Below are 22,332 nucleotides of genomic sequence, written 5' to 3'. Positions count from 1 at the left end.
TGACAACAAAATATATGCATTATTCAAAAGGTGTGCATTCAAATTGAACATATATCTACATTGTACATGAGTATTTCCTATAATGGAAGGAAACACACGTTTAAAGATTTCCAGAATCGAGCAAGCTGATAAAAAATGGAAAGGGGTAGAAAGATGAATAAAAAGACCATTTTGATTTTGTTTACCATGATATGTATTATCAGTTTATCAGCTTGTAATACAACCGATGAAGACCAAACAAAAGAAAAACAACAGTCCAACGAATCAGTAGAAACAGCTGGCGATATGGAGGAAGATACTTCAAAGCAAATTTTTGTTACATTAAAGGATCGCAAACAACGGGAAGTAGCTACAGCAACATTAACGCAGGAAGAAGATGGCGTACGTATTCAATTATCAGGACAAAATTTCACACCTGGAAAGCACGGTTTTCATATCCATGAGACAGGTGCATGCGAAGGACCTGATTTTAGTTCTGCTGGTGGGCATTTCAATCCCACAAACGTGAGTCATGGAAATGTTGAGGATGGTCCGCATGCAGGTGATTTGCCTAACATTGAAGTGAAGGAAGATGGTACTGTGCAAGCTGACACATTAGCTGAAATGGTTACGCTTGAAAAAGGAAAGCCAAATTCATTACTAAAAGAGGATGGAACAGCCCTTGTCATTCATTCGGATGAAGATGATTACAAGTCACAGCCTGCAGGGAATGCAGGAGAACGCATTGCTTGTGGTGTGATTCAAGAAGGGGAATGAAAAGGACAGGCGAGCGATTATAGCTCGCTTATTTTATGGTCTAGGAAATTATAAAAAGATTTTGCAGCTGTGGATAAACTAACTAAGTTATTTAGCCACGTCCGGCGCAAGCGCCCAGCAACTAGGCGACTTCACTCCATTGCCCTACGATTAGTCACCATCGGTTCGCTCTAAATATAGGAAGGCCGACTAAAGACGGGCTTGCCGGAGGGCGCCGGCAAGGGGCATGGTTCCTAAAACTTTCGTTGCTTCGTTCCAGTCGTCACGTTGCTAACCGTGGACAATACAAGTCTTTATTCTGCATTGTTTACATGCTTGCGTTGGAAATTCGCAATATTTTCATACTCTGCTTTCAAAACTTGAGGTAGACGGGTGAAAAGCGGAAGTAGCTCTTCGTAAACAGCACTTGCAGCTTCATTTGGTTGATGGGTATGTGTAGCGCCAATCATTTCGGAAACAACTGAAAAGTCATCAATCTCACCTGTAGCGTACATGCCTAATACGATTGCGCCGAGGCAAGAACTTTCATAGCTTTCTGGTACGACAACAGGTTTATGGAAGACATCGGCCATTAGTTGACGCCACATGGCTGATCGAGCAAAGCCACCCGTCGCTTGGATTTGTTTTGGCTCTCCTGTCAATGCAGTGACTGCAAGTAAAACGGTACGTAAGTTAAACATAACACCCTCTAGTACGGCGCGTACCATATGTTGCTTTTGATGATGAATGCTTAACCCGAAGAAAGAAGCACGTGCATTAGCATCCCAAAGTGGTGCACGTTCTCCCGTCATAAATGGGTGAAATAAAAGCCCGTCAGAACCTGGTGCTACACCTTCCGCCATTTTCGTTAGTACATCATAGGGGTCCATACCTAATCGTTTGGCTGTTTCTACTTCAGAAGCTGCAAGTTCATCCCGTACCCAACGTAGAATCATTCCGCCATTATTAACAGGTCCGCCAATAACCCAATGCTTTTCTGTTAATGCATAGCAAAAAGTTCTACCCAATGGATCTGTTTTTGGTTTGTCGGTGACTGTACGTATCGCACCGCTTGTTCCAATCGTAACCGCAGTAATGCCAGATTCGATTGCGTTGACACCGAGATTGGAAAGCACACCATCACTTGCTCCGATGAGAAACGGCGTGTTTACGTCTATTCCCATTTCTTTACAAATAACTTCGTCTACACCAGTAAATGTCTTGGTAGTAGGCACGAGGGTGGACAGGTTTTCTGAGGTTATCCCTGCTACTTGTAATGCTTCCTCATCCCAATCTAATGCTTCTAGGTTCAATAAACCGGTTGCCGAAGCAATGGAGTAGTCAATTACATAGGAATGGAATAAACGAGAAAATATATATTCTTTAATCGAGATGAATTTATGCGCTCGTTGGAACAGTGCTGGTTCTTCTGTTCGTAACCATAATAGTTTGGCTAACGGCGACATGGGATGTACCGGCGTTCCTGTTCTTAAATAGATTTCATGCCCATTTTTCTTATCGTTTATCTCTTTAGCATATGGAGCACTTCTTGTGTCCGCCCAAGTAATGCTATTTGTTAATAAATTTCCTACCTCATCTACAGCTATCAAACTATGCATGGCAGAACTAAAAGCGACAAATTTTAAAGCTTTTGGGTGAATCTTACTCGTTTGCATGGCTTCTTTAATTGTTGTTACCACAGCTTGGAAAATCTCGTTAGGGTCTTGTTCGGCTACTAAAGGATTTGGTGTATGTAACGGGTAATGTACGGCACTTTTGCTAATTGCTTTTCCATTCTTTGTAAACAAAACCGCTTTTGTACTTGTAGTTCCAATATCGACGCCTAAATAATAAGCTGATGCAGTCATCCTTATTCCTCCTTGCACTACGTATACCTTTATTTTACCAGATGTTTGGTGGAAATCATGTATTTGTAAGATCTTACTCGTTTATTGTATATGCAAAAAAGGGAAGCTTGGTTTTACGGTTTATGCTTCCCTACGTAAACTAGTCGTTTTTAATCACATCGTGACCGCCAAATTCATTCCGTAGTGCTGCTACCACTTTGCCTGTAAACGTATCATCTTCAAGAGATCGATAACGCATCATTAAGGAAAGCGCAATAACTGGTGCCGCTACTTGGTAATCTAGAGCTGTTTCCACCGTCCATTTTCCTTCACCGGAAGATTGCATAATACCACGTATTTGATCCAATTGAGCATCTTTGGAGAATGCTTGTTGTGTTAGTTCCATTAACCAAGAACGAATGACCGAACCATGGTTAAATACTTTAGCCACTTTTTCGTAGTCATAGTCAAATTCACTTTTATGAAGAATATCAAATCCTTCTGCGATGGCTTGCATCATACCATATTCCATTCCATTGTGAACCATTTTTAAGAAATGACCACTGCCTGCTTCCCCAGTGTATAAGTAGCCGTTTTCTGTGGAAATATCTTTAAATAGTGGTTCAATTTGTTTAAATGCTTCAGCATCTCCACCTATCATCGTACAAGCGCCGTTTCTAGCGCCATCTGTTCCTCCACTCGTACCGCAATCAAAGAAGAAGATATCTTTATCGTCTAACATTTCTTTGCGTTTACATGTATCTTTATAGTTGGAGTTACCGCCATCAATTAAAATATCACCCTTATCAAGTAATGTTGTCATTTTTTGTACGACATTTTCTGTCACTTCTCCAGCTGGAACCATTAACCATATAATACGCGGACTAGGTAATTGTTCTACAAGATGTTCGATGGAGGATGTAGCTTCGTAATTTGCGTGTGTGATGGAAGTTCTTTGTGCTTCGTTCGTGTCAAAGCCAAGTACATTATGTTGATGGTCGAGTAAATTAAGTGTTAAATTATATCCCATTTTTCCTAAGCCAATCATACCAATATTCATTTCCGTCACCTCGAGTTGAATTAATATCATTTTGTTAAATTTTGAACATAATAATTATTGCTTGATGGGAAAGTATAAAAATCACACGATAAAATATGCACGTTCGTCTTTATAGTATAAAAGGCCATCACGGCTTGCATGAGGGAGTCCATATACAAATTTGCAAGCACGTTTTTGCTATGAAGACAACGTTCTCTCATAAGATTTGCCGATAAACCAAGTTTTTTAGCAGTAAATAATTCATCGACTTGCATTCATTATATCAAATTTTTTTTCGTTTACAACAATTATCACGGAAATTTTTTTCGTGTATAATAGTTTAAGAAAACGAAATAGTATAAAAATCTTGCTGTAAAATAATAAAAGGAGAACAAAATATGGATCAAGTCAACCAACACGGTTTAGCGCGTATTCGTAGCAATTATAGCCGGTTAAGTGAGAAAGAGAAGAAAATAGCTGATTATATTTTGCAACATCCGAAAGCAATTATTCATCATACTATTAATCAAATTGCAGATGAATTGGAGGTTGCGGATTCAACGGTGTTTCGTTTTTGTCAGCGCGTGGGTTTTAAAGGGTACCAAGCTTTAAAAATTGCACTTGCTGCTGAAATGGCGACACCCGTCACAGATATTCACGAAAAAATCCGAGCTGGCGATGACGTAGGAACGGTTAGTGAAAAAGTTTTTCGTTCAAATATGAATACACTAGAGGATACGTTAAAAGTAATGGATCAAAAAGCCTTATATGATGCTGTTGCAGCATTAATTGTAGCTGAAAAAGTAGAATTTTTTGGGATAGGTGGGTCAGCCATTGTATCCATCGACGCTTATCATAAATTTCTTCGTAGCGGCATGCAAGTGCACGCAAATTTGGATGCGCATATGCAGCTAATGGCAGCATCACAATTAAGTGCTAAAGATGTGGCTGTTATTATTTCCCACTCTGGTTCTACCAAAGATATTATGGATATACTACATGTTTTAAGGGATAAAAATGTCACGATTATTGCAATAACAAACTTTGCTAAATCCACACTGAGCAAACAAGCAGATATTTTACTTTATACCGTCTCAGATGAGACAGAATTTCGACCTGAAGCATTATCGTCACGAATCGCAGAGCTGACAATAATTGACGCATTATATACAAATGTAATGCTTGCCAAAGGAGAATCCGCTCAACAGGCACTACAAGATATGCGAAAGGCAATTGCTTTAAAACGTTTATAAGGTGACTTGTATTTCCTGATGTGAGTGACTTTAGGAAGGTAGCAGGCAAATTTTTAGCAGGTATGAGCGGGAATTTGACAAGATGGAGCGAAATTCAGGTAGAGGCGAGCGAATTTCGGAGGAGAGTGAGCGACTTTTCGAGTAGAATGAGCGATTTCCGGAAGAAAGCGGGCGAAATACGAGCAAGGGCGAGCAATTTTTCGTGGTCTAGGAAATTATCAAATTTAGCAGCTGTGGAGTTATTTATTAGCCACGTCCTGCTCCAGCTCCCAGCAACTAGGCAACTTCACCCCATTGCCCTAAGATAAGCCATCATCGGCTCGTTTTAAATAGGAAGGCCGACTAAAGACGGGCTTGCCGGAGGGCGCTGGCATACTCCTGCATGATTCTTAAAACTTCAGTTGCTTCTTTCCACTCGCTACGTTGCTAATCGGGCGCCCCGAGCCTTTGTTCCTTACAGATATGATATAAAGGTTAGTAAGGAGGGATGTACATTGATTGATATTAGTAAGTTAATTCAAGGGAAAAATGTAACAGATTTAGATATTCAATTGTTGAGCTATATTGTTGAAAATATGGATCATGTCTTGAAGCAAGGAGTTCGTCACATCGCCAAAGTGAATTATACTTCTCCAGCAACCATTATTCGTTTGTCCAAGAAGCTTGGATATACAGGATTTGTAGATATGTATTACCACCTTTTACCGCTAGTTAAAGAGGTGGATGAAAAGAAGGGAAATGTAGAAGATGATTTTCCAGAGATTACTACAAAGGAATTTATCGATTGCAACGGGGTGGAAACAATCCATCAATTTATCGATAAAGTCATGCAGATGGAACAAACCTATATCTTTTTATACGCAACTGGTTTTTCGGCTATAGCTGCTGAATATTTATACAAAAAGTTATTAGTGCTAGGTAAGAAAACGATATTAGCTAGTGGTATGGATTCAATAGGTGTATTTGAAAATAATTTGGATCATATTGGTGCACTTGTTGTGATTTCTAAATCGGGTGAAACACAGCAAGTCATTGATAAACTAGTTGCTGCTAAAGAGCATAACATATTTACTGTTTCCTTCACCAAAGAAATAGACAACCGCATCGCCAACATATCGGATTTGAACTTTAAAATCATCGATAATAATAAGCTAGATGATCGAAATATGTTGCCTAATATTTTTTTCCCTAGATTATTAATGGCTTTTGAGCTTATTTTAAAGGAATACTTAAAAACAAATGCTAGATAGGTAATACATACTTTGTGAAACGTGTTTCAATCGATGAAACACGTTTTTTCAGCTACAAAAATTATATACAAGAAACCGTTTACGGGATAAACTAATTTATGTCATCGACAATATACGACAAATTTGCTGGGGGTGTTTTAAATTGAAGCAGAAGATGATGGAAGCAATGCAACGTTTTTCCAAAGCAATGTTTATTCCAGTACTTATTTTACCCATTGCAGGTATTCTCATAGCTCTTGGTAATGTATTTACAAACCCACGATTACTTGAAATAATTCCGTTTTTAGATAATCCTGTCACAACTGGGTTTGGTTCCATTTTATCGGGTTCATTAGTTTCGATTTTAAGTAATTTAGGTTTAATTTTTGCTGTTGGTATAACTGTAGGCTTAGCAAAGAAAGAAAAGTCCGTAGCAGGATTTACCGCATTATTAGGATATTTAGTATTTGTGAATGCAATGAATAAATTTATGGAGCTAAGTGGTTTGCTTGTCGAAGCTGATTCCTTGCAAGGAACTGGACAAACATTAGTGTTAGGAGTCCAGATATTGGATATGGGAGTTTTCTTAGGAATCATGCTCGGTATTGTAACCGCATTTATTCATAATAAATTTATTGATACAGAATTTAACGGTGCTTTTCAAATATATGGTGGTTCCCGGTTTGTGTTTATCGTTTTAATTCCGGTTACCGTATTAATGGCAGTGCTTCTCACTTATATTTGGCCTATTTTTCAAAGTGGAATCAACAATCTTGGCACGTTGATTCAACACAGTGGGAATTTTGGTTTGTTTTTATACGGCATGTTGGAAAGGTTACTTATTCCAACTGGTTTACATCACTTAGTATATACGCCATTTCTGTACACCTCACTTGGTGGCGTAGCGGAAGTTGGCGGCCAGGTTTTAGAAGGGGCTCGTAATATTTACTACGCGGAAATTGCTGATCCAGCGGTCGCTCGTTTATCAGAAAGTGTTATCTGGGATGCACGTGGCATTGCGAAAATGTTTGGTTTAATTGGAGCATGTTTAGCGATGTATCATACAGCCAAACCAGAAAATAAAATAAAAGTAAAAGCAATTTTAATTCCAGCTGCATTTACTTCTTTTATTGCCGGAGTTACAGAGCCAATAGAGTTCTCCTTTATGTTTGTGGCACCAATTCTATTTGTTGTCCATGCTGCTTTAAGTGGTTTAAGCATGGTGGCTTTAAACTTATTAGATGTTCGTGCAATTGGACCAAATGGCATGATTGATTTTCTATTGTTTAATGTCCCACTTGGCTTTGAGAAAACAAGTTGGCCGATGTATATCTTCGTCGGAATCCTATTCTTTGTTATCTATTATGTAGTATTTCGTTTCTTAATTACAAAATTTAATTTCAAAACAGTAGGACGTGAAGATACAGGCAAAGAAGCGAAATTGTACTCGAAACAAGATTACAAAGAAAAGAAGCGTAAAGGTAAAGCAAAAGACGATACAAATACGGCGAACGCCGATATGGCAAGCTTGATTGTAGAGGCTCTTGGCGGGGCAGAAAATATTGATACCATAACAAATTGTTATACGAGATTGCGACTCACATTGCGCCAACCAAACTTAGTGGATGAAGAAACATTAAAAACAAAAACAGGAGCAAGTGGTGTCATTGTTAAAGATAAAAACGTTCAGGTGGTGTACGGTTTACAAGTAACGACTGTGCGTAAATCTGTGGATAATTATTTAGGTAGAGAACAAACAGAATAGATAAAAGAGAGGAAGATAACAATGAAAGAATTTTCGATTGTAATAGCAGGTGGCGGAAGCACCTACACGCCAGGAATTGTAATGATGCTTTTGGATAATTTAGATCGCTTTCCTATTCGTACATTAAAACTATATGATAATGATGCAGAGAGACAGGCGGTATTAGGAGAAGCATTGGAAATTACGTTAAAGGAAAAGGCACCAGATATGGAGTATATTTATACTACCGATCCAGAAGAAGCATTTACAGACGTCGATTTTTGTTTTGCGCATATACGAACTGGCAAATATAAAATGCGTGAATTAGATGAGAAAATCCCGTTAAAGCACGGTGTGGTTGGGCAAGAAACGTGTGGACCAGGCGGAATTGCCTATGGGATGAGAAGTATTAAAGACATGATAGAACTTATTGATCTCATGGAGCAGTATTCGCCACACTGCTGGATGTTAAATTACTCTAACCCAGCAGCAATTGTTGCAGAAGCTTGCCGTGTTTTACGTCCAAATTCCCGCGTATTAAATATTTGTGATATGCCAGTAGGAACAGTACGAAGAATGTCACAAATTATTGGTAAAACACCAAAAGACCTTGACGTTCGTTATTTTGGCTTAAATCATTTTGGTTGGTGGACGAGTATCAAAGATAAAGAAGGAAATGAGTATTTACCACAAATTAGAGATTATGTAAAAGAACATGGGTACTTGACCCAAGTCGAAGTTGATACACAGCATATGGACCCAAGCTGGCAGGAGACGCATAAGAAGGCAAAAGATTTACTCGCAGTTGATCCGAGATTTCTACCAAATACGTATTTAAAATATTATTTCTACCCTGACTATGTTGTGAACCATTCTAACCCAGCATATACGAGAGCAAATGAAGTTATGGATGGCAGGGAAAAAGAAGTCTTTTCTACGGCAAGAGAAATTATTGCAAAAGGTACATCCTCAGGAAGTGAATTTTCCATAGGTAGTCATGCTTCATTTATTGTCGATCTTGCACGGGCTATCGCATTTAATACGTATGAAAGAATGGTAATGATTGTAGAAAACAATGGAGCAATTGCCAACTTCGATAACGATGCAATGGTTGAAGTCCCATGTCTCATTGGGTCAGATGGGGTGGAACCCTTAAATCAAGGAGAGATTCCAGAATTTGAACGAGCGTTAATGTATCAACAGGTAACAGTAGAAAAATTAGTTGTCCAAGCATATATAGAAGGTAGTTATCAAAAACTATGGCAAGCACTAACACTTTCTAAAACAGTACCAAGTGCAAAAGTAGCCAAAGAAATTTTAGACGATCTTATCGAAGCTAATCAAGAATTTTGGCCAGAGTTAAAATAAGTTTTCATGAATTTTAGTTAGAGGGTACTGTCATATCATTGAATATATACACCATAAAAACAGAAGCGGAAGTGAGCACCCCTTGCTTGATAGCAGCCATTTTTGAGCTGTCTATGAAGCAAGGGGTGTTTAATGATTGCGTTTTTTAATGTGAAAATTGCTGGAGATGGTGTAAGCCAACCAAAGCCACATCCAGAAGGAATTCATAAGGCATTAGAAAAGATGCAAATCCAACCTAATGTAGCAATGTTTGTCGTAGATAGTGAAGCAGATATTCAAGCTGGTTTAGAAGCGAATGTGTATACAGTCGGAGTTAAATGGTTTCCAGCGTACCAGACGAATACATTCACTAGACAACCAGATACACAATGTCACTCTATTGCTGATTTTATGGCGTATATAAGCGAGATGCAATGATACAAAAGCGATCAGTTCTAGGTGAAAAGTAACTGGATAAAAACTTTCTAAGCGGAATAGATTGCTTTCTTTCTTTACTTCTGTATAATATATTTCGAGTATCGAAGAAAAAGGTCGGACAGCTTAGAAAGGAGAGCGATGTATGCCAGCACAACCTATGGCAGAGACAAAACAGGAAAAAATATGGACACGTGACTTTATCCTTATTTGTCTCGCTAATTTTTGTATATTTTTAGGATTTCAGATGACGCTACCTACGTTACCTTTATTTGTAAAAGAACTTGGTGGTAGTGATCAATTGATCGGTATTATTGTTGGAATATTTACATTTTCAGCATTGGTAATGCGACCCTATGCAGGGCATGCATTGGAGTCAAAAGGTAGACAATTTGTATATATGTTCGGATTACTTATCTTTGTTGTATCTGTTGGTTCGTTTGCGCTCGTTTCCAGTATTGCCCTACTACTATTACTCCGCATCGTACAAGGGGTAGGATGGGGCTTTTCAACGACAGCTACTGGAACCATTGCAACAGATCTAATACCTCCCTCGCGTCGTGGAGAAGGGATGGGCTATTTCGGATTAGCTGGTAATTTAGCATTAGCTTTTGGCCCATCTTTAGGTCTAGCGCTTGTTGGTCAAATGAGCTTTTCTAGCTTTTTTCTCATATGTGCTTCCGCTGGACTTGTTGCATTAGTTCTATCTAGTAAAATTAAATATAAAAAAGTAGAGCAATCCCACCATAAAACAGTAGCTTTGAAGTTTGATATTTTTGAGAAAACGGCTATTCATCCGTCGTTATTACTGTTTTTTGTAACATTTACGTTTGGAGGAATTGCAACCTTCCTTCCTTTACATGCTGCAGAACAGGAAGTTGCTGGGATTGAAGGCTATTTTTTAATGTATGCTGTTTTCCTCATGATTTCCCGTACATTTGCCGGGAAAATTTATGATCAGAAAGGGCATTTATTTGTTTTTCTCCCTGGGACAGTGCTTATTTTTGGTGCTATGCTTTTATTGGCTTGGCTTCCTAATACAACGATGATGCTTATTGCAGCTAGTTTATATGGGCTTGGCTTCGGAATGATTCAACCTGCCTTACAAGCATGGGCGGTTGAAAAAGCTCCCGGAAATCGAAAAGGAATGGCGAATGCCACGTTTTTCTCCTTTTTTGATTTAGGTGTTGGTATGGGAGCCATTATCTTCGGACAAATCGCCTTCTTATTTAACTATGGTGTTATTTATGTTGTAGCTGCAGGATCGGTATTACTATCCATGTTATTGTATTTGTATCTCGTATTCATTGCTGTACGCCGTAAGCAAGACGTGCGTTAGACAAAACTAATCCCCATAAGATTAATAGCCTTAAGCTTTACCTTTCGTGTATGAAACGATTCGTGTGGGTTAAATTCCCACAGATGGAAGATTTTTTTATCTTCCTATCTCAAAAAGGAACCCAGCTGGTTTGAGGCTAGGTTCCTTATTAAATTGGTCTAGGAAATTATAAAATTTAGCAGCTGTGCATAAACTTACTAAGTTATTTAACCACGTCCGGCCCAAGCGCCAGCAACTAGGCGACTTCATTCCATTGCCCTACGCTAAGTCATCATCGGTTCGTGCTAAACAGGAAGGCCGACTACAGACGGGCTTGCCGAAGGGCGCCGGCATACTCCTATTGCAGGAGCATGATTCCTAAAACTTCAGTAGATTCGTTCCACTCGCTACGTTGCTACCCGGGCGCCTCGAGCCTTTGTTCTTCATTTAATGATGTTTTGGTAAAACAATCCGTTTATATAATTGGACTGTAATCACGTAATATAAACCATAGATAACTAAGAAAATACTAATTGGTAGCCATACTTTTGTATATGGCTCTACTAAGATAAAAGAGAACATTTGCATACCGATTAAGACATGAACAAGCCCAATAATGGCTGGGAACAAAAATAGTAGAAATAATTCTCGATAAATGGATCGTTGTAATAATGACTGACGTACACCAATTTTACGTAACATGTGATAGCGCTCGATATCTGCTCCGGCACTTGATAGCAGTTTAAACATAAGCACACTCGCCATCATCATTAAAAAGGCAATTCCGAGGAAAATTCCCATAAAGACGGTGCCGCTGGAAAAACTTTTTAAACTAACGTAATTATTATATTTTCCACCCACATTATCCACAGGTTTACCTACGTAACTTTCTGCTACTTCTTGTTGTCTTTCTTCCAGTTGCTTGAATGAAGACACATGCTTGGAAAAGTCGTCTGTTTTCGTTACTATGACCTGTTTTTCTTTTGCATCTACGTTCTCATAATGACTTTGATCAACGACATAAACCGTTCTCTCGCCAAACATCGTATAGCTTGCATTTAATTCTAGAGAGATAGCGTTCAACCATTTATCTGGAAGTTCTTCCCCTTCTGTGCCATCCATTGTATACAGAGAAGCAGGTAGTTTTTCTTCTACGCGTTTTATTTGAATATCAGATATAGCTTCCATTGATCTATCGAAATGAGGAACTAGAGGTGGTTTCTCTAACAGACTGTCTTTAAGAAAGAACACCCCGTCATTCGTCAATTTATACTCGTACGTATTTTTTTCACTGACGTCCATGGCCTCGATGGTGTCTATATCTTCCTTGGTTGGTTCATAGATTGCTGCATCATTTGCTTGAAAGCTAGAGGCTTGAAGTTCTATATTATGATAGAACGAAAGTCCAGCTGTCATCGCACCTAAACCAAGTGCAATTAACATGGCTACTGTTCCTAACACTTTGGTTAAGTTAAGCATTCGAAATCGTAATTGCCCTAGTGTAAATGAGTTAATGCCTGTTTCATTTAACATGCGGTTTTGTTTTAATTTTTTCACAAAGTATGGCAAAAACGAAATAAAGATGAAGTATGTCCCTGGCACGATCGTGATGGTAGCTAGAATAACTCCGAAATGTTGAAATTTAGCAATATGAATCATGGTGTAGTAGCCAATCACCATTAAAATAATCGAAACTAACACACCAAAAAAAGTTTTCAAACCGCTTGTTTTAATAACGTCTTCTTGTTTGTTCGCTTGTAATAAATCAAGCACCTTTTTCTTGCCAATTTGCCAAGCATTGACAATGGATGTTAATAAAAACAAAATGATATAAAAGATAACAGTTGTAATGATCGAAGAAGTATAAATCGCTTTAAAACCCGTGGCTTCTGCTGAGAAATCAAGCATATCCATAAGTACATCAGCAATAACCGCTGTTAACCCCATGCCGATGATGATACCAATGACTAACGAAACGATTCCGATAAACAGCGTCTCCATAAACATGAGTTGCGTAATTTTACTTTTCTTTGCCCCTAATGTTAGATACATCGCCATTTCCTTTTGTCGCAATGTTTGAATAAACGAGGTGGCATAAAAAATATAAAAAATCGTAATAAACCCAAGAATAAATGTTCCAACATGGAATACAAACATGGTTGCACCAATCATTTTATTTGCTTCCACAAAAGCTTCATTTTGAGCTAATGTTTGAAACATATAAAAAATCGCAATGGAAATCGTTAATCCAAATAATAATACTAAATAGTCTTTAAACATTTTTCGCATACTGGATAGAGATAATTTAACTAACATGAGATCATCTTCTTTCTATTACCATTCATTTGGTTTGTTAATTTCAGAAAGGACATCAAGAATAGCTTGATGGAATTCATTCCGTTTATGAGTACGATGTATTTCTTTATATAGCTGACCATCTTGAATGAACAAGATACGCTGACAATAACTTGCGCTTAAAGGATCATGCGTTACGAGCATAATGGATGTACCGAGATTTTCATTCATATGAACGAATGTTTCCATTAAGCTTTTTGCGTTTTTCGAATCCAATGCGCCCGTAGGCTCATCTGCAAGAATGAGGGCAGGTTCATGTACAAGCGCGCGAGCTGCCGCGACCCTTTGCTTTTGCCCTCCGGATATGGTTACAGGATATTTCGGGAGAATTTCCTCAATCCCGAGATTTTTGGCCACTTTTAGTACGCTTGGTTTAATGTTTTTCACCGCAACTCCTTGTAAAGATAAAGGTAAAGCAATATTTTCATAAACAGTCAGATTTTCTAATAGATTAAAATCCTGAAAAATAAAGCCGAGCTGTTGCGAACGAAAATCGGCTAATTGATTCTGTTTCATATTCGTAATATCTGTTCCGGCAATTTTTACAGAGCCACTAGATGCTTGATCCAAAGTAGAGATTACGTTTAACAGTGTCGTTTTTCCGGCGCCAGAAGCCCCCATAATACCAACAAATTCACCCTGTTTCATGGCAAATGAAATATTCTTTAAGGCGTGATATTGTGTTTCTTTCCTTTTTCCATATACTTTATTTAAATGGTTTACTTGTAAGACAGATTGTGCCATCGTTCTACCTCCAACAATATATTTTCTATCATTAGCTTACCGTTGAATGGAAAATATAGGTATCGAACTTCCTTTCAACCAGCTTACATTTTTGTAAGTAAAGCTTCATAAACAAGAAAGATTATTTTAAAAACAGGGTGAATTTGTTTATACTATAGGAAAGTATAAGGTTTTGTGGATTATAGGATAAGAAAAACGAAGGCTTCCGTTAGGAGACTTGGCAGCAAGCCAAGTTTTTCTAACAATAGAAACATAAGAATTGGCAAAGGAAGGTATCTTTATTTTGAAAACAATTCGTGATATTAATGTGGAAAGCTTATTTCCATCCACCATATATAAACGAGGTTTGAAATATTACAAGCTAGGCCGTGTCAGTGATCCATTATTTGATAGGAATCATCAAGAATGGTCAGCGATCGTAGAAGGCACGGAGAAATATGCCGTTGAAATTCACGCGAAAAATTTTGCCAACGGCTCAATAGGTACGTATTGTAATTGTCCCGCATTTGATACGTATGGTACGTGTAAGCATATCGCTGCGGTATTAATTAAAATTGTTAATCAAAAGCATGATCCTGCAGATCAATTTTCAGCCTATAACTATCGTTTAACGCAAAACTTTATGGCTGCATTAAATAGTCTTCCGCCAACAGAGCAAATGAAAGCACCCGCACCGAGTCAAGTTGAACTCAAAGTGGAGTATATTTGCAAATTAGATAATCAGGACCAATTGCAATTGGAATTGAAAATTGGTGAAAAACGGTGTTATATCATCAAAGATGCTGCTTCTATGTTAGAACATATTATGGAAAAAAGGGAATACCCACTAACGAAGCGTTTTTCTTATGTTCCGGAACTGCATTGTTTTGCCCAAGCAGATATGGATATTCTTGTTCAGTTACATGCTATTTTGCAGAATGAGCGTATTTACCGTACGGATGATCGTTTTTTCTATAAAGATAGCAAACGGTATATCATTATCCCTCCACTAGAGGCGAAAATGTTGCTGGAGAAACTCGTATCACGATCTTTCTTTGTAGAGACGATGAAGGAAACGTACTCCACTGTAACTGTGGAAAAAGAGGTCATGCCGTTTGACTTTTCTTTGTCAGCGCATAATCGAGATGAATTATTATTGAAAATGGACCCACTACATGATGTATTCTTTCTTCCTTACTATGATCTGTTGTTTGCCGATGGCGTATTTTATATCCCTAGTGAATATCAAGCCCCTATCATGAATCAGCTTCAGCGCTTTCAAAATCATCATTGGCGGTTACCTGTTGCCAAAAATCAAGCGGATGAATTTGTGTCTACGGTTATTCCATCGTTGCAAAAGGTAGGTAACGTTTCGATAGCGGAGAATGTTGCTAAAGACATTGTGCAATATCCACTGGAAGCAAAACTTTATTTAGAAGTGAAGGAAGCTTTTATAGCCGGGAAATTGGAATACCATTATGGGTCTGAACAAATAGATCCTTTTGGCAAACGGGAAGCGAATGAAGTTATTATTATTCGTGATGTGGAAAAAGAACAGCAAATTATGCAACTCATTGAATATGCAGATTTTCACTATAACGGTAAAGAACTTTATATTCCTATAAATGATGAAGAAGCGATGTATGATTTCATTTATTATACCATTCCAAAGTTAGATGAGTATGTAGAATTGTTTTTAACATCGGATATTCGTAACTTGATCGTAGAACAGGAGCCTACAGCCTATGCGAATGTAGAAGTAGATCATGCTTCCAACTTATTAGATATTGGGTTTGATATTGAAGGTGTTGAAGAGTCGGAAATTAAGCAGATTCTATCCGCTGTTGTCGAAAAGAAACGGTATTACCGTCTAGATAGTGGAGCATTGGTCTCTTTGGAGAATGATACATTTTTATCTGTGCAACAGTTTTTTGAGGATATGGATATCGATAAAGCTGCTATCAAAGATGGAAATATGCAAGTACCCGTCTATCGTGGCGTACAAATTGATGAGCTTTTACAAACCGATAAAAATTATGATCGCTCATTCCGCAAGCTGTTGCATCATTTAAAATCACCGGAAGAGCAAGTGTATCCACTTCCCGATAAGCTTCAAGCAGAGCTGAGAAATTATCAAGAGGCTGGTTACCAATGGTTTAAGTCGTTAAGTGAATATCATCTAGGGGGAATCTTAGCAGATGATATGGGACTGGGAAAGACGCTACAAAGTATTGCATACATTGCATCAGAGCCAAGCAAACAGCCGCATCTAATTATTGCTCCATCTTCTGTCGTATATAACTGGAAAAATGAATTTGCTAAATTTGCTCCCGACTTGCAGGTGGCTATTTTAACAGGTACACCACAAGAACGGAAACAGAAGTTTGCTGATTCAAAGCAGATGGACGTTTGGATTACGTCTTATGCTACAGCTCGGCAGGATGTAGAGCTGTATAAAGAAATCCGTTTTCAAACACTCATTCTTGATGAAGCACAATATATTAAAAACTACGCAACAAAAACATCCAAGGCAATTCGCAGCCTGCAAGCAGGACGTCGTTTTGCTTTAAGTGGTACACCAATTGAAAATTCTATTGATGAATTATGGGCTATATTTCAAGTGATTCTACCGGGCTTAATGCCAAATCATAAAACGTTTAAACAGCTCCCTTATGAGAAAATCGCGCTAATGACAAGACCGTTTATTTTACGACGGTTGAAGGGGGATGTTCTGCATGAACTCCCGGAAAAAATTGAAACAGTACATAGCTCGGAATTGACAAAGCAGCAAAAGGATTTATATATTGGCTACCATCGTCAGTTGCAACAAGAAGCGGTGCAATCCATGAGTGAAAATGGCTTTCAAAAAAGTCGGATGAAAATTTTAGCTGGTCTTACGCGCTTACGACAGATTTGCTGTCATCCATCGTTGTTTATTGAAAATTATGAAGGAGACTCAGGCAAGCTAGAGCAGTTAATGGAAACGGTCCGGAATGCAAAGGAAAGCGGCAAACGGATGTTGATCTTCTCTCAGTTTACATCCATGCATGAGATTATTAAGGATGAGTTAGAGAAAGAGCAAATTGGCTATTTTTATTTACATGGACAAACACCGTCACAGGAAAGAGTAGAAATGAGTGAACGGTTTAATAATGGGGAAAACGATGTGTTTTTAATTTCCTTAAAAGCTGGCGGTACTGGTTTGAATTTAACCGGTGCAGATACGGTTATTTTGTATGATTTATGGTGGAATCCGGCAGTAGAGGATCAGGCTACTGGTCGGGCGCATCGTTTTGGGCAAAAAAATGTCGTGCAGGTGATTCGTTTAATTACGGAAGGAACCATTGAAGAGAAAATATATGAGTTACAGCAGAAAAAACGCGAATTAATTGATCAAGTCATTCAGCCAGGTGATGCCATGTTCTCTAGCTTAAATGAAGATGATGTTCGTGATCTTTTAAATATATAATCTGGTAGAGAAGATAATCTCTCTAGAAAGAAAGGTTAGAAAAACTTGGCTTGTTTGCAGAGCCAAGTTTTTCTTAAATGAATAAGAAAGCATAAAACTTGATGCTTGGGATCCGTCCGGCTCCAGCGCCCAGCAACTAGGCGACTTGACTCCATTGCCCTAAGCTAAGTCATCATCGGTTCGTACGAAATAGAAAGGCCGACTAAAGACGGGTTTGCCGGAGGGCGCCGGCATACTCCTGTTGCAGGAGTATGCTCCCTAAAGTTTTCGTTGATTCGTTCCACTCGCTACGTTGCTAAATGGGCGCCCCGAGCGTTTGTTTTAGGATAGATCATCATGTCAAAAATGGCACATCACATATGAGCATTTTTACTATCGGTGGATGTCGTTTGTTTAAACTTTCCCATTATCACGCACCCAAAAGGAAGCGCTAGACGCATCAATTTTTGGGTGCATTCCTTATTCGTTTATATGTTCAAATTGAAAAGTTTTCTTGGTCTCCCTCTTACATACGGTTTTTCCTCTCCAGCTACTTTGATCACTTTGCCTGATAAAAGTTTATTAATTGTACGCTCAGCACTTCGTTTCGTAACTTGATAATGCGAAGCGAAATCATTGGAAGAGAACGGTTCGTTATTGCGTAATGTTATGAATTGGATGAAATTATAAGAAATTTCATTGTTTAATCGCGCTTTATGAATCAGTGCTTGATATAGTTTTGATGTATCAAATGTTTTCGTCTCACCTATAGGGCCAATCATCACTTTGTTTTCATTTACTAAAAAACATTTACTCTCCTGTGTATCCAAACAAGCTTTTAAAGCTGCTTTTGCATTCTCCTTTGCGGTGTTTGCTGTCAGCCCGATACCAAACGCAATAGCGACAGGGAGTTGTGACCGTCGTTCAATGACATGGAGTAAAGGAAAGTCACGGTAATGCTGTCTTATGTACGCTAGCAAAGCATTTGTTCCGAATAACATCATATGATTATGTTTATTTGTAATGACACATGCATGATTTTCTTGGGCAAATTCATGAATAATTTTTTTTAATTGTTCGTTACTGTCAAAGGATTGTACTTTGGCTTCTTTTGACTTTAACTGGATATACCCTATGACAACTTGGGTCGTATTCGCTTGATAATCTTGAAGTTTTACTACTTGTTTTACTTCCTCCATAGCCATTTCCATATTTAATGTAGGTGTGTGCATCTTTTGAACAGGGATATTTTTTTGTTTTAACGTATCTTTTACTTCTTCAAATGATGTCACGACATAATCTATTTTTCCCTCTTCCCATAGCTTCTCGTGATAATCAATAATGGGTTGCAAATGATGTAACATGGATTCCTTCGTTTGTAATAAATAGATATCATTGTCTTGCAAATGTAATTCTGAAAACACTTTATAGACGGGTTTATCATTGCAAACATCTATAGAAATGCGCTTCCAAACTTGTTTGTTATTCTTTTTCAACAAACATAATGTTGTTAAGAGCATGTATTCATCTAGAGGAAGATGGATACAAGGAGGTTCCTTCTTTTCAACTTTACTTTTTACATACAAATAGGAAACTTGTTCCGTGAAAAAGAAAATATCACAAACATACGCCTTTTCAACTAAGTGGATCATTTCTTTCAAACTGACATAAGGAAAGAACATAAAATCAAGTTCTTTATCGACAGGTACTACTTTTTTAACTCGGTCTAGCATTGCTCTTGGGCTAAATACCGCTATTTTCATCTTCATTCTTATCGCTCCTGTTTCCGTTATAATCATCCTAATCATAGGTGTGGAACTAATTTACGCTAGTGTATTAAAGTGAATGGGTGAGGAGTTCTTATGAGCTAGTCAAAGATGGATGTGTGTTGTAAAAATAATAGGTAATAGTCATATGGTATTGAATTTTCTAATAATTGTCAAGAAAATTCCATAAATAAAATGGAATATTTTTGGAATTACCATATTTCGTGTAGGGGATTAGCTGATATATCTATGTTTAGCGTAAAAGCTAAGCAAAGCAAAGGCTATTGCCATGGATGCTTGGTGGAGATCAGTTTTTCTTACAAGGTAGAAAAGTATAAAAATGTAATGGTTTATAGTATAAGAAAAACGACAGCGTTTTTTCGCCATAAGACTTGGCTACAAGCAAAGTTTTTCTAATTGTCTAGGAAATTATAAAAGTCACGTCCGACTCCAGCGTTCAGCAACTAGGCGACTTCACTCCATTGCCCTAAGCTAAGTCATCATCGGTTCGTTCTAAATAGGAAGGACTAAAGACGGGCTTGCCGGAGGGAACCGGCATACTCCTGTTGCAGGAGCATGGTTCCTAAACCTTTCGTTGATTCGTTTCACTCGCTACGTTGCTAACCGGGCGCCCCGAGACTTTGTTGTCCATAACTATGGTGCAAGAATTGGAGCACTATAGTATGCTTGATATAGTGCAAGCCAAGTTTTCGAATAAAAAGGTATTCTAAGGGAGAGAGATAGGTGTGAATCGTTTTTTAGAAAAGACGAAAGTAAAGTTGCCGATCATACAAGCAGGAATGGCTGGCGGAATTACCATCCCTGAGCTTGTTGCAACCGTGGCTAACGAAGGTGGACTGGGGACGATAGGGGCAGGCTATATGACTCCAGTGGCATTGCAAAGGGCGATTCAGCAAGTTAAACAATTAACGAAGCAACCGTTTGCTGTCAATTTATTTGCAACGAATTTACAAGCTACATCAAATGACTTAGAGCCAATGCAATCAGCTTTAGATGTGTTTCGAAAACGTTTAGGAATAGAATCTGGAAGCAGTCAAGTTCAAGTAGATGATTACTTAGAGGAACATATGGAGGTTTTGCTTGAAGAAAAAATTCCCATGATAAGTACTGCTTTTGGTATGCTTTCAGACGAGCATATTATGAAATTGAAAACGAATCCAGTTACGTTATTGGGAATGGCAACGAATGTGGAAGAAGCAAAACAGTTAGAAGAAGCTGGATACGATATTATTGTTGCCCAAGGAAGTGAAGCTGGTGGACATCGAGGCACATTTCAAATTACCGACTATCCAGAGGGGTGTAATATTGGCTTAGTTGCTTTGCTAAGCTCTATAAAACAACACGTAAAACTCCCGGTTGTTGCTACTGGTGGAATTGTTAGTAAAGAACAAGTAGAGGGACTATTTAAAATGGGAGCGGAAGCAGTGCAGATTGGCACCCGTTTTCTTCTAGCGAAAGAAGCTGGGACAGCGCCTTCCTATAAAGCAGCTCTTCTTGCTGCTAGTGGAGAGGACACGGTGATTACTACCTTTTTCTCTGGTAGACCAGCAAGAGGAGTTGCCAACACATTTACTAGAGAGTTAAAGAAAAAACAAATGAAAGCATTGCCGTTTCCGATTCAAAATGCGTGTACAAAGGATATACGAAAAGCGGCTAAAGAACAAAATAATGCCGCTTATCAGTCATTATGGGCTGGGCAAGGCGTTGGACAATTGAACCAAGAAGAAACCGTAAAAGATATTTTAGTTTCTTTGCTCTAAAGTAAAACACACTACGGTTCATTGTATAAGAGAAACTCCGGCTTTTGTCCTAAAAGTTTGGAAAATCCGTGTTGTTTATTCAAACGAACTAGTGAAATAGAACAGAATAGATTGTCTTGCTCCCGCATTTTTAAATGTCGGGAGTTTTTATCGTTCCCATCTATTTCTTATAACGAAACTTAAAAGTTAATTTTACTTTTATTAGTTCTATTGCTAATAGTTTGACAATAAATTGTATAAAAAGTTAAAATATATTTTATACAAAAGTTTATAAGGGGGAGTATGTGTGAAACGTACAAAGTGGATTTTGTTAACGGTTACCTTATTTATCTTTGCATTATTACTAACTGCATGTGGAGGGGAAAGTGACAAAAATGATGCAAATGAAGGGGATAACGGAGGTGGAGAAAAACCAGAATTTTTAAGCTTGCTTACTGGAGGAACAAGTGGCACATATTATCCTTTAGGTGGAGAAATGGCAACAATGATAAAGGATGAGACGGGAATTCAAACAGATCCTCAATCATCCAATGCTTCTGCGGATAATGTAGCTGCTTTAAGAGACGGCGATGCTCAACTAGCATTTGTTCAGACAGATGTAATTTCGAATGCTATTGAAGGGATTAATTCATTTGAAGGCGAGCCTGTTGATAACGTACAAGCAATCGGCTCTCTTTATCCAGAAACCATTCAAATTGTAACGACCAAGGATTCAGGGATTAATTCTGTCGAGGACTTAGCCGGAAAAGCAGTATCTGTTGGTGCACCTGGATCCGGAACATTTGTCAATGCGGAGCAGATTTTAGAAGTTCATGGTATGTCAATGGATGATATTGAAGAACAAAATCTTGATTTTGGAGAGTCTACAGGTGGCATTCAAGATGGAAATATTGATGCAGCTTTTATAACAGCAGGAACGCCGACTGGGGCTGTTGAAGGGTTAAAAGCTCAAGTAGATGTGAACATTGTTCCAGTAGCTCAAGATAAAATAGATGCCTTAGTAGAAAAATATCCATACTATGCAAGTGACACGGTCAAAGCAGGAACATATGGCTTAGAAGAAGATGTTCAGACGGTAGCCGTTTTAGCAATGCTTGCTGTAACAGATAGTCTTTCTGAAGATGTGGTTTACGATGTTACAAAAGCCATTTATGAAAATACAGACAAAATCGCTCATGACAAGGGTGAGTTTATAACTAAAGAATCAGCGCTTGATGGTATTGGAATTGATTTACATCCAGGAGCTAAAAAATACTTTGATGAAGCAGGAATATCTGCTTCTGAATAGGCTTGTGTGAGATAGCACCGGCAG

Annotated in this window: 15 protein-coding genes; 10 read left to right on the top strand and 5 right to left on the bottom strand. The window is 38.3% G+C overall.

The genetic code is table 11. The features are described from left to right. Positions 1-153: 153 nt before the first annotated feature. Positions 154-756: a superoxide dismutase family protein gene (locus tag D9780_RS16425; RefSeq protein WP_121640837.1), complete on the top strand. Its 603-nt coding sequence runs from the start codon at positions 154-156 to the stop codon at positions 754-756. A 293-nt stretch (positions 757-1,049) separates the two neighbouring features. On the opposite strand, the gene gntK is transcribed toward D9780_RS16425, so the two are convergent. Both gntK and gnd read right to left on the bottom strand, forming a co-directional pair. Beyond that, positions 1,050-2,603 carry a gluconokinase gene (gene gntK, locus D9780_RS16420; protein WP_121640836.1) on the bottom strand — a complete coding sequence of 518 codons (1,554 nt, stop codon included), beginning with the start codon at positions 2,601-2,603 and terminating at the stop codon, positions 1,050-1,052. Between the two features lie 139 nt (positions 2,604-2,742). Continuing rightward, on the bottom strand, positions 2,743-3,642 hold the full coding sequence (gene gnd, locus D9780_RS16415; protein ID WP_121640835.1) for a phosphogluconate dehydrogenase (NAD(+)-dependent, decarboxylating): 900 nt from the start codon (positions 3,640-3,642) through the stop codon (positions 2,743-2,745). A gap of 377 nt (positions 3,643-4,019) precedes the next feature. Here gnd and D9780_RS16410 point away from each other — a divergent pair, with 377 nt between their 5' ends. The 6 genes from D9780_RS16410 (at position 4,020) to D9780_RS16380 (ending at position 10,968) form a co-directional block, all read left to right on the top strand. Then, positions 4,020-4,874 carry a MurR/RpiR family transcriptional regulator gene (locus D9780_RS16410; protein WP_073006835.1) on the top strand — a complete coding sequence of 285 codons (855 nt, stop codon included), beginning with the start codon at positions 4,020-4,022 and terminating at the stop codon, positions 4,872-4,874. A gap of 494 nt (positions 4,875-5,368) precedes the next feature. Continuing rightward, positions 5,369-6,124 (top strand): MurR/RpiR family transcriptional regulator, encoded by a 756-nt coding sequence (locus D9780_RS16400; RefSeq protein WP_121640833.1) that lies wholly within the window; start codon positions 5,369-5,371, stop codon positions 6,122-6,124. A gap of 142 nt (positions 6,125-6,266) precedes the next feature. Then, positions 6,267-7,868 carry a PTS transporter subunit EIIC gene (locus tag D9780_RS16395; protein ID WP_121640832.1) on the top strand — a complete coding sequence of 534 codons (1,602 nt, stop codon included), beginning with the start codon at positions 6,267-6,269 and terminating at the stop codon, positions 7,866-7,868. A gap of 21 nt (positions 7,869-7,889) precedes the next feature. Beyond that, positions 7,890-9,215 (top strand): 6-phospho-alpha-glucosidase, encoded by a 1,326-nt coding sequence (locus D9780_RS16390; protein WP_121640831.1) that lies wholly within the window; start codon positions 7,890-7,892, stop codon positions 9,213-9,215. Positions 9,216-9,347: 132 nt separating this feature from the next. Beyond that, the gene (locus D9780_RS16385) at positions 9,348-9,632 is read left to right on the top strand and encodes an HAD-IA family hydrolase (RefSeq protein ID WP_121640830.1); all 285 of its coding nucleotides are present in this window, start codon (positions 9,348-9,350) and stop codon (positions 9,630-9,632) included. A 142-nt stretch (positions 9,633-9,774) separates the two neighbouring features. Further along, positions 9,775-10,968 carry an MFS transporter gene (locus D9780_RS16380; RefSeq protein WP_240458714.1) on the top strand — a complete coding sequence of 398 codons (1,194 nt, stop codon included), beginning with the start codon at positions 9,775-9,777 and terminating at the stop codon, positions 10,966-10,968. Between the two features lie 426 nt (positions 10,969-11,394). On the opposite strand, the gene D9780_RS16375 is transcribed toward D9780_RS16380, so the two are convergent. Together D9780_RS16375 and D9780_RS16370 are read right to left on the bottom strand one after the other, a co-directional pair. Further along, on the bottom strand, positions 11,395-13,263 hold the full coding sequence (locus D9780_RS16375) for an FtsX-like permease family protein (protein ID WP_121640829.1): 1,869 nt from the start codon (positions 13,261-13,263) through the stop codon (positions 11,395-11,397). 18 nt (positions 13,264-13,281) lie between these two features. After that, entirely contained in the window at positions 13,282-14,046 is a 765-nt protein-coding gene (locus D9780_RS16370; RefSeq protein WP_073006849.1) for an ABC transporter ATP-binding protein, read from the bottom strand. Positions 14,047-14,329: 283 nt separating this feature from the next. Here D9780_RS16370 and D9780_RS16365 point away from each other — a divergent pair, with 283 nt between their 5' ends. After that, a complete protein-coding gene (locus D9780_RS16365; RefSeq protein WP_121640828.1) occupies positions 14,330-17,494 on the top strand; it encodes a DEAD/DEAH box helicase in 3,165 nt (1,054 codons plus the stop codon). Positions 17,495-17,961: 467 nt separating this feature from the next. On the opposite strand, the gene D9780_RS16360 is transcribed toward D9780_RS16365, so the two are convergent. After that, complete coding sequence (locus tag D9780_RS16360) at positions 17,962-19,242, bottom strand: hypothetical protein (protein WP_121640827.1); 1,281 nt, start codon at positions 19,240-19,242, stop codon at positions 17,962-17,964. Positions 19,243-19,985: 743 nt separating this feature from the next. On the opposite strand from D9780_RS16360, the gene D9780_RS16355 reads away from it, so the two are divergent. Together D9780_RS16355 and D9780_RS16350 are read left to right on the top strand one after the other, a co-directional pair. After that, complete coding sequence (locus tag D9780_RS16355; RefSeq protein WP_121640826.1) at positions 19,986-21,020, top strand: NAD(P)H-dependent flavin oxidoreductase; 1,035 nt, start codon at positions 19,986-19,988, stop codon at positions 21,018-21,020. A gap of 286 nt (positions 21,021-21,306) precedes the next feature. Then, complete coding sequence (locus tag D9780_RS16350) at positions 21,307-22,308, top strand: TAXI family TRAP transporter solute-binding subunit (protein WP_073006855.1); 1,002 nt, start codon at positions 21,307-21,309, stop codon at positions 22,306-22,308. Positions 22,309-22,332 lie beyond the last annotated feature (24 nt).

This window comes from Virgibacillus sp. Bac330 (genome assembly GCF_003667845.1).
Classification (GTDB): domain Bacteria; phylum Bacillota; class Bacilli; order Bacillales; family Amphibacillaceae; genus Virgibacillus; species Virgibacillus chiguensis.
Note: the sequence above shows the minus strand (reverse complement) of the source record. Positions and strands in the feature narration are given on the sequence as shown.